The organism is Paenibacillus sp. EKM301P (genome assembly GCF_011800295.1).
Classification (GTDB): domain Bacteria; phylum Bacillota; class Bacilli; order Paenibacillales; family Paenibacillaceae; genus Paenibacillus; species Paenibacillus polymyxa.
Map to the genome: position 1 here is coordinate 97851 of NZ_JAALFM010000006.1, position 13876 is coordinate 111726.

At 41.8% G+C, this 13876-nt stretch carries 12 protein-coding genes and 1 pseudogene; 2 read left to right on the top strand and 11 right to left on the bottom strand.

Annotation, left to right across the window (positions count from 1 at the left end; genetic code table 11):
* Positions 1 to 40: 40 nt before the first annotated feature.
* The 4 genes from HFD99_RS16065 to HFD99_RS16080 all read right to left on the bottom strand — a co-directional run bounded on the left by HFD99_RS16065 (position 41) and on the right by HFD99_RS16080 (position 6923).
* Positions 41 to 1777, bottom strand: a complete 1737-nt coding sequence (locus tag HFD99_RS16065) for a sugar ABC transporter substrate-binding protein (protein ID WP_016820865.1) — start codon at positions 1775 to 1777, stop codon at positions 41 to 43.
* Between the two features lie 324 nt (positions 1778 to 2101).
* A complete protein-coding gene (locus HFD99_RS16070; protein WP_167440950.1) occupies positions 2102 to 3760 on the bottom strand; it encodes an extracellular solute-binding protein in 1659 nt (552 codons plus the stop codon).
* Between the two features lie 47 nt (positions 3761 to 3807).
* Positions 3808 to 5214 carry a response regulator transcription factor gene (locus tag HFD99_RS16075; RefSeq protein WP_167440951.1) on the bottom strand — a complete coding sequence of 469 codons (1407 nt, stop codon included), beginning with the start codon at positions 5212 to 5214 and terminating at the stop codon, positions 3808 to 3810.
* 2 nt (positions 5215 to 5216) lie between these two features.
* Positions 5217 to 6923, bottom strand: coding sequence for a sensor histidine kinase (locus HFD99_RS16080; RefSeq protein ID WP_045244559.1), 1707 nt, complete (start codon positions 6921 to 6923; stop codon positions 5217 to 5219).
* Positions 6924 to 7521: 598 nt separating this feature from the next.
* Between HFD99_RS16080 and HFD99_RS26085 the strand changes: the two are divergent.
* Positions 7522 to 8702 (top strand): annotated as a pseudogene (locus HFD99_RS26085) (IS110 family transposase).
* A 2-nt stretch (positions 8703 to 8704) separates the two neighbouring features.
* Here HFD99_RS26085 and HFD99_RS16090 read toward each other — a convergent pair.
* Both HFD99_RS16090 and HFD99_RS16095 read right to left on the bottom strand, forming a co-directional pair.
* Positions 8705 to 9331, bottom strand: coding sequence for an HAD family hydrolase (locus HFD99_RS16090; protein WP_123797236.1), 627 nt, complete (start codon positions 9329 to 9331; stop codon positions 8705 to 8707).
* Positions 9332 to 9405: 74 nt separating this feature from the next.
* The gene (locus HFD99_RS16095) at positions 9406 to 10356 is read right to left on the bottom strand and encodes a LacI family DNA-binding transcriptional regulator (RefSeq protein ID WP_123797237.1); all 951 of its coding nucleotides are present in this window, start codon (positions 10354 to 10356) and stop codon (positions 9406 to 9408) included.
* 649 nt (positions 10357 to 11005) lie between these two features.
* Between HFD99_RS16095 and HFD99_RS16100 the strand changes: the two genes are divergently transcribed.
* Complete coding sequence (locus tag HFD99_RS16100) at positions 11006 to 11668, top strand: ArsR/SmtB family transcription factor (protein ID WP_019687315.1); 663 nt, start codon at positions 11006 to 11008, stop codon at positions 11666 to 11668.
* Between the two features lie 143 nt (positions 11669 to 11811).
* Here the strand turns inward: HFD99_RS16100 and HFD99_RS16105 are convergent, their stop codons facing one another.
* The 5 genes from HFD99_RS16105 to HFD99_RS25730 all read right to left on the bottom strand — a co-directional run bounded on the left by HFD99_RS16105 (position 11812) and on the right by HFD99_RS25730 (position 13810).
* Positions 11812 to 12300 (bottom strand): OsmC family protein, encoded by a 489-nt coding sequence (locus HFD99_RS16105; RefSeq protein ID WP_044785998.1) that lies wholly within the window; start codon positions 12298 to 12300, stop codon positions 11812 to 11814.
* A 194-nt stretch (positions 12301 to 12494) separates the two neighbouring features.
* Positions 12495 to 12755 (bottom strand): hypothetical protein, encoded by a 261-nt coding sequence (locus HFD99_RS16110; protein WP_225164888.1) that lies wholly within the window; start codon positions 12753 to 12755, stop codon positions 12495 to 12497.
* Between the two features lie 47 nt (positions 12756 to 12802).
* The gene (locus HFD99_RS16115; protein ID WP_016820858.1) at positions 12803 to 13129 is read right to left on the bottom strand and encodes a thioredoxin family protein; all 327 of its coding nucleotides are present in this window, start codon (positions 13127 to 13129) and stop codon (positions 12803 to 12805) included.
* A 28-nt stretch (positions 13130 to 13157) separates the two neighbouring features.
* Entirely contained in the window at positions 13158 to 13409 is a 252-nt protein-coding gene (locus tag HFD99_RS25725; protein ID WP_225164905.1) for a rhodanese-like domain-containing protein, read from the bottom strand.
* Positions 13400 to 13810, bottom strand: coding sequence for an ArsR/SmtB family transcription factor (locus tag HFD99_RS25730; RefSeq protein ID WP_225164757.1), 411 nt, complete (start codon positions 13808 to 13810; stop codon positions 13400 to 13402). Before HFD99_RS25730 ends, HFD99_RS25725 begins: the two co-directional genes overlap by 10 nt.
* Between the last annotated feature and the right edge of the window lie 66 nt (positions 13811 to 13876).

Genomic DNA, 13876 nt, shown 5'->3' on the forward strand with positions numbered 1-13876 from the left:
AGGGCTGCGTATCGCAGCCCTATAAACAGTTCAAGATTGTTTATTTTTTGGATGCAACCTCGTCTTTAATTTCCTGAATTACCTGATCACCGCCTTGCTTCTTCCAATTGCTAACGAATGTATCGAAGTAATTCAGAGGTTCAGCACCAGTCACAATTTTGATGAAAGATTCCTGCTCCATCTTGGTCAGATTAGCCCAGGTCTGTTTCATGCTTGGTGTAGTTCCAGAGTAAGCAGGTGTCATCCAAACGAATTTGTTTTCCCTTGTCAGTTTGTCAATAAGCCCCACTCCGTTGATACGCGAGTGATATTTCGACCAGGCTGTTACGTTATCCGTATCCATATCACTCAAGTAAGTTTGGATACTCTTAATATTGTTTTTTGATTCTGTTGTCCGGACCTGATCCAGACTAATCTCTCCTTTAATCCCGCGAACGATGTCAGAGTAGTCATCTAGTAACGAGGTCGCCGAGTTGACTTCAATATTAAACGGTCTGGTAGAACCGTCTACGCCGTTCTCTTGATACTTGGCAGCTTCTGGCATAGATGTTCCCACATTTTTATCATTTGCTAGTTTATCGTAGAAAAGGTTTACTATTTTAACAGCGAGTTCCGGGTGTTCGTATCCTTTTCTTACAACGATAAACTGATTAGCTGGATTGGCGTGTGCCACGTTTACCTTTCCATCTGCATCCTCCAAAGTGTAAGCCGTGAATTTCGCATTCTTATCCTTCTGCTTCACGTTGCCCAGACCCCAGTCGGGAATATGCCATGGTCCAAAAGCAATGCCGCATTGGCCGTTGGTGTACAGTGCCGTGATGTCATCAAATGTGCGTGTTCCAAATTGCGGATCGATGATGCCTTTCTTGAACCAATCTGCCATGACGCCTAGCATCTGCTTGGTTTCCTTTGTTGTCGAGCCATAAACAATGCTACCGTCTTTACCCTTCATCCAGTACTGAGGGAATGAACCCTTTGTTGAGGCAACTCCGAGCATGGTATAGGCAGAACCATTATAGTCAGTTGTATTCAGGGTGTTCACAAAGGGTATGCCTACCGGTTTCCCGGTTTGACCCGGATCTCTTTTCAAGAATTCCTCGGCCGTTTTCTCCACATCGTCCAGCTTGATGGCACCATCTCCGTCTGCGTCAAGATGGATTCCCAGTAGATCCAGCCAATCCTGACGAACCCAGACCATGGTTGGTGCGGAATCTAGGGAAGTAGCCGGAAGCCCCATTAAACGTCCATCTATCGTCGCATTGTCTAATGCACGGCCTTCATAAGAGTCGTAAATATTCTTGATATTATCCGTGGCATACTGTTTGTAAATTTCCGTCATATCTTCAATCAGATCATTATCAACCAGTTCTTTGAGTTCATCCTTGGAATCGACACGCATCATGTCAGGCAGTTCTCCAGAGGCGATGGCGAGAGAAACCTGACGGCTGTAATCTTCTCCGTTGGCTTCAAATTGGTCTTTAATCTGAGCGTTAAACGCTTTTTTGACCAGTCGAGTATACGCATTGTTCTCATACGAATCTCCAGCCGGCAGTTTTGGGTTGGCTGTAGTCACACGCCCCATCGTGACCGTTATTTCGTCTTTATAGGCACTGAATGGGTCTCCCGGTGTTACCTCATATTTCCCCGCTTCCTTCGCAGTGGGAGGGTTGGATGAACCCCCACAGGCTGCAAGGGTTGAAATCATCAGGGCAGATATCGACAGTACAGCCAGACGTCTCGTTAACAGTTTGCTTTTTATGGACCATTTAGTTCTCATCACATTTCGATTCCCCTTTGTTGTGAATATTTCTTAATCATTGTTGTTTACGCTTTCATTATAAAACTTGCTGAAGACAAATCGAGATAGGGATTTAACGTCTGTTTGGATAGAAAAATGTATGCGGTTTCATGTCAGACCATGAGGTCATAGTTAGCTTGTAATCATTTATCCTACCTATCGACATACATCTGTCTATCCATACTTACTAATCAAAGTGAAGAACAAAAAACCGGCAGCTCCTGAAACAGAAATCTGTCGGCTTGATTAATGGAATTATAAAAGTGTCTTATAGAATTTATCGTATCACATTCATGATGGTCTTCAGCGATGATTATGGGGTACAGTCACCTCCACAGTCATTTGGTCGCCCCCTTGTTCCTTCCATTCCTCGACAAATTGATCAAATAAATCTATCGGTTCAGCGCCTAAAATAATTTTTAAAAATGTATCATGTTCCAGTTTTGATAGTTTACTCCACGCCTTCTCCATCGCTGGAGTTCGTATATAGGTAAGGCTTCGAACTTTATGAATGTTTGGATCAAAAAAATTTCTTCCACCTACAAGAAGCGAGTAACCCCGCATAAAGCTGTCGCTGTGTTTATTCCAATAGGAAATACCATATTGATCATAAGGCTTCAATTTGGTTTGTTTTATTGTCGAAACCAAGTTTTCCAGCAATTTGTATTCAGACTTGTCCTTGAAATCGGCGGGTGTTTTGGTTCCCATCAGAATGTCCTGCGCGGCCTTCGATTCATATCGTGCTTCATCTGCCGGAGCAAAGAAATTGCGGCCCAGCATAAAACGCGTACCGTACTTGAACTCATCACGAAGGTACAGATTGTTAATTTTAATAATCGCTTCGGGATGAGCATATCCTTTTCGTACCACCAAGAATGAACTTGACGGATTATCCACCTTCACATGGTATGCTCCGTTTGCATCCAGCGGGAGTGCGTATGCTTGCCAGTTCGCCTCCGGCTCGTTCTGCCAAGCGCTCGGAAGGGGCCAGTACCCAGCATAGAAACCTTGAAAGAACATCCCCGCCTGACCGTTAATAACTGTTTCTTCCGCTTCTTTACGGATACCCAGTTCTGGATTGAGAAGGCCTTTGGCGTACATTTCACGCAGTTTGACCAAGGCGTCCTTCGTTTCCGGTAGTATCGAACCGTATACAGGTTTTCCATCTTTGCTCAGCCAATATCCCGGGAAAGATCCATATGCTGCGAAGATTGGCGTTAGATCAAAAGAAAAAGCACTGTTGTTGAAATCGTTATACAGTCCAGTGCTTGAAGCAAGGCCAATCGTATCCCGCTTACTGTTTCCATCTGGGTCATTCTCCACAAAGGCCTTGGCGATAGCTTCCAGATCATCTACCGTTTTCGGCGGCTTCAGTCCAAGACGGTCCAGCCAATCCTGTCGAATCCAGAGCATGCTGAAGTCTTCCGCTGTCACAGAAGGAACAGCCATTATCTTACCAGCGAAGGTCACTTGTTCCATAGCCAATCCGTTTGTGCTATCGATAATTTTTTTTATTTCTGGTGATGCGCTATTATTGTATGCCTCGGTTAGATCTTCAATTTCTCCAGCCTTGACCATCTCGTTCAGCTGCAGCTGATTTACAATCATGGCATCCGGCAGATCATTGCTGGCGATAGCCAGATCGATTTTCTGACTCAGATTTTCCTTCGATACCTGCCATAATACCTGGATATCAATGTTAAGGTTTTGTTTAATCATCGTTTTCCATATATTCTTCTCAAGCGTTTCTCCTTCGGAGAGATCCGCGCCTGTTGGGTCTACCACATATCCCAGTCGGATGGAAACGGGATGTTCATATTTCCCCAATGGATCAGCAGCGGCAGTGTCCGAGATTGTTTTCGTTGGTCCCATTGGCGATTCACGGAAGTATGGGCTGCTGAAATATACGGTCACTGCAATTAAGCTGACGACAAGAACACATGCAGCCATCTTCTTAATCATCGCTTTCCCCTCTTTCGCCTGGTTTATTGGTCATCTGGGAAAGTACGCTATTTATCCCCTCTGCCAAGCTGTCGATATTCACTTGGCAACAGACCTGTCAATTCGCGAAAAATTCGGCTGAAATATTTTTCATCCGTATAACCCACTCGCTCCGCAATCCAGAAAATCGTGTTGTTTGTATTCAATAAATACTCTTTAGACTTCTCTATTCGTATAAATCGGGAGTAGTCATTAAAGGTTTTCCCCATCAGATCCTTGAAGCATTGACTGAAATAGCTTCGGCTGATGTTCAGTTGCTGGGACAGACCAGAGGCTGTAAAAGCTTGGCTCAAATCATTTTGCATGATTATAATCGCTTTTTTCACGGCGTCTACAATTTCCTGTGAATACGAAGTCTGTTCATCTGACTTACGAATGCCCACAGAGGTCTGCTTGATCCAATCTTCTACCTCGTACCAGGATTGAAAAGAATGGATCATTGAGATTCTACCCAGCGTAGTCTGGGCAAAAAGGTGATTCCATTCCATAACTATCGAGTATAGCAATCCCATCAGCTGGCCTTTATTCAGTCTTAGTGATTTGAGTTGTTCAATCATTTGGTTGTAATAACTGTCGTTGTGGGTCCATGGTGATAGGAACCAACTTTGCTTAATACGATCCATGTCTTCATCCTTCGGTTCTATTGGAAATGAGTCCTCCACATTCATCGAAACGGTAATAACAGGATCATAAGGGTTGTATGCATAGAATAACGACGTTTCTGTATAATTCATAATCCAGTTTTGGATTTGCGACCATGTTCGGCCTTGTACATCGGACATAACCAGCAAGGCGCCTTGGGGAACTTGATCCAGGGATTCCTTCAGTTTATGGAACAGCTGATCCTCTACGTCCATGGGTGCCGCCCACATCCAGCAGTTCCGTTCAACCTCCCATCGGATCTCGTCTACATTGAATGTCAGTTCAATCGGCCAGCTCTGTCCTGACTTGCGATCCAGTGATACAAGTGCATACACATGGCGATAATGGACATTGGTCTCACTTAGCAGTGGCAGCTTTGGTCTTGTATTCGCCAGTTCGTCAATCCGGGTATGTATTCGATGCAGCACATGTTCGAATTGCTCCTTCTCGAGCTGAACTTTGGCTATATAGTCGATGGCCCCAAGCCTGAGCGCTTCCTGGATATAATCGAAATCTTGATGCAGTGTTAATACGACAATATGTAGTTCTGGATAGAGCTGCCTTGCAGCTCGCATCAGTTCAATACCTGACATCATCGGCATCGCGAGATCCGTCAACATCAGATCGACCGGTTGGGATTTTAGAAAATCCAGTGCTTTCAACCCGTTACTTGCTTCTCCTACAACCTCCATATTGAACTCGTTCCACGGCATCGCGGAGCTTATTCCTTTTCGTACTAATTTATCGTCATCCACTATCAATACCTTAATCATCCTCAGACATCTTCTCCTTTGATCGGAAGTATGAGCAGTATACTTGTCCCTGTACCTAATTCACTTTCGATCACCAGTTGTGCTTGATCTCCGTACTGTGCCCTCAACATGCGGTGGACATAATTGAGTCCGATGCCCATCCCTACTTTTTTATGTTCAGTTATACGATTGTTCAGAAGTCTTTGAATCGCTTCCTCGGTCATGCCTGCTCCATTATCCTGTATTAAAATATTCAGCGTTTTGGCAAGTGTAACTTCAATTTGAATAAAACCTTCGTCACTCAGTCCATGATAAAGTGAATTTTCAACCAACGGTTGCAAAATAAAACGAGGCACAGGTATTTTAAGCACTTGATCATCCGCTGAAATACGTACGTCAAATTCAAAGTCATATCGAATTTGCTGCAGGATTAGATACTGTCTTAGCGCATCAATTTCCTCTTCCATCGTGGATACTTGCCCTAATTTACCCAAGTTGTAATACAACAGCTTGTTCAAGGATTGCACCAACTTGTCAATCTCCCCTTGTCCGTTCATGACGGCCAGCCAGTGTACAGTATCCAGTGTATTCATCAGAAAGTGAGGATTGATCTGATATAACAATTTTTCCACTTCCAAATCTGCACGAATCTTCTCTTTCTGCTGCACTTCCTTGAACAGGTCGCCGATTTGATGCTGCATATTTGAGAATTCCCCCAACAGAAAGTCAAACTCAGGAATTTGAGTGCGGGTCTGGCTGCCTGCCTTTTGTGGATTCTGAGACATTCCGTTAATTTCCGAATGGAAAAGACCGAGTGGTTTGTAGACCATCTTCCACAGAAGCCAAGCAAGGAATACGGTAAAGCCGAGAAAAAATAAAGCGACCAGTAATATTTGAAGCAACCACTGGTTTTTCTCCTGTTGATACTTAGCCTGCGAAATTACCGATATGACGCTCCAATTCTGAGCGGAGTCCTCCTTAAACCAATGGTAATCACGGGCTATTCCATCTTTTGCAGCACTTTTTGATAAGCTGGAGAAATTCTCCCCGACTTTCATCACTTCTGGAATTTCACTGTACACAATTTTGCCCTCACCATTCAGGATCAAATGCGATAAAGCTCCTTGGTATTGATTGTAACCCAGTATATCCTGTGTAAGACGAAAGCCGGATTCGACGTAAATATATACATCGTCCCTTTGAGGCAGCTGTACCTTTCGCATAGCAGATAAAACAAGCTGATCATCAAATCGGTTCATACTCATATGGGGACCATAGTACGCAATGCCGTATGATTTGGTAAGCACAGGCAAAGACTCAGGAGAAAAACGATCTTTGATGGGAAAGTTAGCGAACTGTGTAGTGCCTTCTTTCTGGAAATAGTACAAGGTTAGACCTATATTCGGATTAGTAAACGTTACGACATTTAACTCATTCTTTAATTCATCTCTAGCCTCAACCAATTCAAATATATTGGAGGAAGGCTTCAAAACTTCATCCAGTTTTTTGCCTAATGTACCACTATATGATAATTGCTGAGTAACATGATTCAGGTTGGTAATTGAATTTTCCAGTGATGAAGTTACCTGCTGTAGATTGCTTCTAATTCCATCATTGATTTTATTCGCAAAAATGGAATCAATGGTATAATAAGAAATTGTAAATATACTGATAAAGGGAATAAACGCGCTGAGAAAAAACAATAAAAAGATTCTTTTTTTAAGTGTCATTTCGACCATTCTCCTTAGGTAAATAAAACAGCAAGCCCCTGATTATGGAGCTTGCTGTTTATTGAACAACAGCTCTATCAATTATCGTATTCCTGATAGGCAACAACCCATTAAAAAAACAGGTAACATCATCATCTGATTCAGACTGAGAAAAGTCAGGATTCTTCCCTCTCGGTGAGGTGAAGTCTGCTCATAATTATAGATTGATATTCCAATATGTCAAACGCTTACATGGAATTTATTTTCCCTTCCTCTTTACATACATCGACTTGCCGTTTTTTAATTGCTGATTGTAGTCATTCCGTTCATCACGTACCCCAAAAAAGCGACATCGTTCAAAATCCTAACCAAGGTTTTTCGTATTATTAGGTCAACCAAAAATTTGGTTGGCCTATTTTAATAGGTGTTTTAAGATGACGATAGCCGGGAAGAACTAGGTGGTTTTAGGGAAATAAATAACCCCGTCAAGAAAACTGTTCTCCCACTATCACCAACGACCATGTTTGAGCTGGTTGGGGCATGCGATCCCGTATAACAAGCGAAGCTATGAGGTTGGAATCATTGTGGGGACACTGGTGGTATTCATAGGAGGGGAATTATGGAACCAGTTATTGGACTAGACGTATCCAAAGGAATGAGTGTACTTCAACCCTTTATGCAAAGAAATGAGCCGTTAGCAAAGGCGGAAACGATCCTCCATGAAGAGCAAGGCTTTCGTCGTATACGCGAAGTAGTTACAACAACTACAGGAACGCACAGGAAAGGCTCCAGTTGTTGTTTTAGAAGCTACAGGCCATTATCATCGTGGGCTTGTTGCATTTCTCATACGAGAAGAAATCGCACATCTCATTGTGAATCCCTTGCAGTCTAAGCGAGCTCGAGGGACTACGCTGCGCAAAGTTAAAACAGATGCAGCAGATGCATGGCACTTGGCTGAAATGTTCTACCGCGGTGATTTAAAGCCGCACCGGGAATGGGATGAAGCCCACACGGAGCTTCAGAATGTGACCAGACAGCATGAATTTATAACATCATTATATGTGCAAGCCAAGCTAAACACTCGGGCTTTGTTAGATCAGGTATTTCCCGAATATGAACCCGTATTTTATGACCTTTACTCGGTAACGGCTCTAAAAGTCCTACAAGCTTGCCTTCAGGGCAGGGTGGAAAATGCCTCTCAGGCTTTGTTTGAGCATGCCAAGCTCTCTCACTCTAAGAAGTGGATTAACGATAGAGCAGAGCTGCTAGACATAGCGCTGAAGCAAAAGGCCAAAGTAAGCCGAAGCCTCTCTCAACAAACCGTTTTAGAAGGAATGATTACTTTATTACTTGCTTTTCAGTCACAACTCGAAATATTAGAGACACAAATGGAGGACATTTCCATGAATCTTCCGGAGGTCTATTTGCTCAAATCCATTCCCGGGATTGGTGACAAACTCGCTTCTACTATCGTGGCTGAAATCGGAGATACGAAACAATTCGTGGGGCCGAAACAATTGGTTGCCTATGCAGGCCTTGATCCAGAGAGTGTATAGCTCAGGTAAGTTCACAGCAACGAATAATAGGATTACGAAACGAGGATCAAAGAGACTACGAAGAGCCATTTATTTGGCCGTTCAATGTGGACTGCGACAAGGAGCAAATCCAAAAATAAAGGACTATTACGAAAAGAAAAAGAAAGAGGGCAAGCCTTACAAGGTAGCTGTGATCGCCTGCGCCAACAAGCTTATACATCACATATACGCCATCCTTAGTAAAAACGAGCCCTATCACCTATAGAATTATTGAGGATTTAATAAAGAAAGTACATCTTTCGGATGCTCAAACTTAAATTTCGCCGGAATAAGGTCGGGTTGCTTACATCCCCAAAGTGCGAGTCCAAACTCTACACCAGCGTCTCTTGCACATTCATAGTCATAAATGGTGTCGCCAATATAGAGGGATGACCCCTCTCTCGCACCTGAAATCTGAAGGAATTTCAGCAACGGCTCTGGATGAGGTTTGTGCAATTTCGTATCATCTGCACATACAATGTGTGGTAAATTGTGAGCGAGACCAAATGGGACAAAGTCATTTTGAAATTCTTGATTTGTCTTTGAAGTGACCACTCCAGTTGTAATTGAAAGCTCCTTTAGGGTGCTAAGCAATTGCTGGATACCTTCAAATACATGAATGGTCTGGCGATAATCCGTCATGTAATTGTTCCAATAACGATTCCCAAGATCAAAATCGGCTATCCCGAGTTGGGGCAACGACACAGCTCCAGGGATCCCCAGCACGAATGTGAGGTCATGTCGGTCAACATTCCGATTAAAGTGAACCTTTAGCATTTTTTGCAAAGACCCTAGGACTGCTTCTTCGGTATTGATTAACGTGCCATCTATATCGAAAATATAGGTTGAAAACATGAGCATCATCCCCTTTAGTTATTGGTAACGCTAAGGGATATGTTAAAGTATGAAATCCATTTCAAGTCAACACTTTAAGTGGATTGTCTAACGATAATGCGATATGGAATCTCTAGCTTATCCGTTGACTTCTGTATGGCAAGATTAAACGCTTGTTCACCGACCTGAACCAATCGATGATCCACTGTTGTTAGACCTAAACCGACGCCGACAGGCTGATTTTCTTGACCAATGATCGCAAAATCGTCAGGCATGAGTAGCTGCACGCTCCTGACGTATTGATAGATCCCCGTCGCAACCTCATCTCCGTTGGCATATACGGCAGTTGGCCTATGTTGTGTATTCAACAATTGTTGCGCTGCGCGAATACCGTCATTGATGTTGTAGCAATTACTGACGTGGTGCTCGGGCAGCAAATTTCCAAAAACATGCTGATATGCTTTTATCGTTAGCCTTGTACTATTGCTTTCTTCACCTCTTGCCGTTGTAAAAGCGACGCGTGTATGCCCTTTATCCTTTAACAGTGAGAACGCTTCTACGAAGGACGCGTATCGATCCATGTAGGCACAGCCAATCTCGGGGTGTTCGGTGAACTCACAGGCAACAATTGTTCCATAATTGGCAAAGGGGGTAAGCAACTCCCAAGGGTTCGAGCGAGAGGTAATGATGATTCCATCCAGTTGCTTACTTTTAAGCATGCTCATGTAGCTGAGCTCTTTGTCTGCATCGTATTTTGTAGGTAGCACTATCACGGTGTAGCCAAGCTCAACCGATTGATTTAATATGCCATGTAGCATTTGATCAAAAGCTTGATTGTTATTGTGGGGAATGATTACACCGATACTTCTCGTTTCCTTACGTATTAAATCGACAGCAAGTCGATTAGGCGTATAATCCATCTCATCAATCACACGCTGAACAGCCAGCCTCTTGGATTCCGATACATACGGATTATGATTTAAAACTCTTGATACTGTCGATACAGAAACGCCTGCCCGCTTTGCAATATCGTTTATATTCGCCAAGTAGCATACTCCTATATTCCAGCCTTTTCATTAAGTTTTACATGACTTCTGCTTTTAAAACAAGACTTCCATCACAATGACAGCCTAGACTTTGGACTTTCGGCCCCTGCTTTTTTGGGTGGGAGTCAAATATATGGAATTTGATACTCGACCTATTAGACATCATATCGTTCAGTTTATAGAAAAATACGCTATGTCCTTGGCGTATAGTTTCGTTAAAATATTGGTGGTACCCCTTGACAAACATTAGCTGGTTTTCTTGTCTTTACGTGTTTTCTTCTGTTTCCGCTACCAAGCAAAGTCTTCAGCCAGCCCAAATGTCAACCACTTTTAACAGCACATCCACAAACCTCACCACTCTACCTGTTCACGTTTTGCATCACAAGCTCTTTGAATGGGTGAAACGCTGCGTCACTGTACATTTGTGTCCCATCCTCATATTATCCATTAGTTCAGGGGCCCTTGACTTCGTCTCTCCACATGTTAAAATTCTATTCATCAATTGATATAGTGCCCTATTATGAGGAGAATGCTGGATTCAAAGGGTTTTTCAGTGTATAAAAAGTATTTTTGATTTGCCATATTGGTCAAAATATAAAGTGTAGAATCCTTAACATATGTCACCAAGTTGAAATGAGGTTATAAATGAATGGAAGATATGCTAAAGTGCGCAAAGCTTTTCAAAGAAGATCTATATAAGCAACTGGCTAGAATAGGTAAATGTCTATCAAGTGACAAACGTCTTGAAATCTTGAATGTACTATCACAAAGTCCCAGAACAGTGGAGAAACTAGCGACATGTACGGATATGAATATAGCTAATGTTTCTCGTCATCTGCAGGTGTTACTGGACGCTAAGCTTGTTAAGTTTACAAAGAAAGGAACTTACGCCATATACTCGCTAGCAGACCCGGAGATCATTGACTTTCTCTCTTCACTGTGGAAGATTAGTGAGAAACAAATTCCTGATATCGGGAAAATGAAAGATGACTTCTTAAACAACTTGAATGACATTCATACCCTATCCATGGATGAAGTAAAGAAAAAACTAGATGAAAACTCCATTATCTTAGTTGACTTGCGTCCCAAAGAAGAGTTTGAAACAGGACATATTCAAGGAGCCATTTCAATGCCTATGGAAGACCTAGACGTATTAATGGGAGAGTTACCAGAGGAAGCTGAAGTGGTCGCTTATTGTAGAGGGCCATTTTGCGTTTATTCGGCACTTGCTACGCAAAAATTGCAAGTTGAGGGATTTAAGGCGTATCGTATGGAAGACGGATTGAATGAGTGGCAGGAACATTTTCACTAACAGTAACCAATCTAAGCATCAAATAAAAAAGACTTCGAAGCCCACATATTTGTGACTTTGAAGTCTTTTTGTGAATAATGCAAGCCTGCACATTATGCACTTCATTAGATTGAAAAATACGACTTAAAAATTGGTGCTTAAACTTACCATTCCAATCCGTGTTCTGCAATATAGCTACTAGTAAGATCCTCTCCAGAATCAATGGTTACTTTTCCTTGAGTTCCTACGGAGACGCCGGCCTTTATTAGTAATTGACCAATATGGCAATTTTCTTCTGCTTTTTGTATAAAATCTTCCGTCATGCTTACGTCTTCATGGGTTGCTCCTGGATTCAGAACAACATGCGGGCGGTGGGTAATACTTAACTGATCACCTTGAGTTATGTTACCTTCTGTATCCATAAAGAATCCAGTCACAGGAAGTTTATTTTTATCTAACATATATGCTAAGGTCATCGTGTAACAAGCCACCGCAGAAGAGATAAGAAGTTGTTGTGGTTCAGCCCCTTTACCACTTCCCCCTTTTGGGACTGGAATTGCAATTTGAGTTTGGAGATTGTCACTTTTAATGCGTCCATCGCCCTTTGCATCTTTGTACCAAACCGTATTCATGTTAATTATCTTTTCTGCCATATTAACATCCCCTTTTTGGTATTGTAAGTCCAAAACTTCGTTAAGATTAAGATCCTCAATCAATGCACATAATTCTACCAAAACTTATGGTTTGCTCTATTTAACGAAAGAAACCGACATTACAGCTGTGCTCTGTCGGTTTCTTTCCTGATTTTAAACCTAATTGAAATAGTCAGAGTGTGCTAAATCAATTTCTAGAATGTGCTATAAATCCGGATTTCTGGCTCAGCTTGAAGCAGGTCTTTGAGTCCAACAACAACATCATTATTAAATAGATCACTTTCGAGATAAGCCTTGGCATCGCTTTCACTGTTAAAGCCATGCAAAACTTGGACATCCTCATCACGCACAAGCAATTCTTTAGAAACCGCACCGGGAATACCAGACAGGAAAGGCTCTTTATAAGTTGTATAAACCTTTGCAGCTGCCTCACGTTCTGGTGCATTAATTTTCAATGTAATTTGAAGATATGCTTTTGCATCGTTTGTTTTTCATCGAAAAATTAAACTTCATCGGACAATAACTGTAATTGTTTTTTTAGTTGTTCAAATTGAACAAAACGCCCTTCGCGTAGATATTCTCTCCCATCAAGAAAAACCAAGATTGTCGGTACAGAAAAAATCAAAAATCTTCCTGTGATTTCCTCCACTTGACTAGCATTAACACGAGCAAGAGCCAATTTAGGATATAGTTTAAGCATTGTTTTGAGCTTGGGGTAAATGGCATGGCATACGTTACAATCTTCTTGGGATACGTATAACATACTCAAAGGATTAATTTCGATAAAGGAATCTATTTCTTCTATTGATGTCAGTTCCACTACACTCATAATAAAACTGCTCCTCTCTTAAAGAAACTTATGACTCCTCACACACATTCCAATCATGAATTCCTTCTTCAATTCGATAAGCCATATACCCTTGCTTCAGCATATAATCAACCGCTTGAGATGCCAGCGAACAGTATGGGCCTCTACAGTATGCGGCAAGTTCTATAGTACATTTATCAACTGTCTTCAGGTAATTCTCAAGTTGGTCTAATGGTATTGAAATGGCATCTGGAATATGAGAAGCATCATATTCATCTGTGGGACGAATATCTAGAAGAATAACAGTCTTTTTTTCATTTTTTCTAACAAATCATGTTTGGTGATGGTTTGAACCTCTGGATATTGTAATTCCAACTCAGTTTTAATTTGCTTTATATCAGATAGTCGATCTTCACATATTTTCCACAAAGAAGATAGAAATTCAATTACTAAAGGGTCACCTATACTGTATATGACGTATGTCCCTTTTTTGCAGCACTTGACCAATTTAGCATCCAGTAAGATTTGTAGATGACGAGAGACATTTGCAACGTTCATACCCGTTTGTGTTGCTAAACCTTCAACTGATTTTGGACCATTGGACAAAATGTCCATGATCTCTAAGCGCTTGTCACTCGATAAACATTTCCCGATTCGAGAAAATTGTTGATACAATCGATCTTTGATATCTGTTTCTTTCATTTTGAAGCCCCCAAACTTTATCTGAAACACTTCATATTCAATAGCATGTTAAGTTAGCGAAGCATG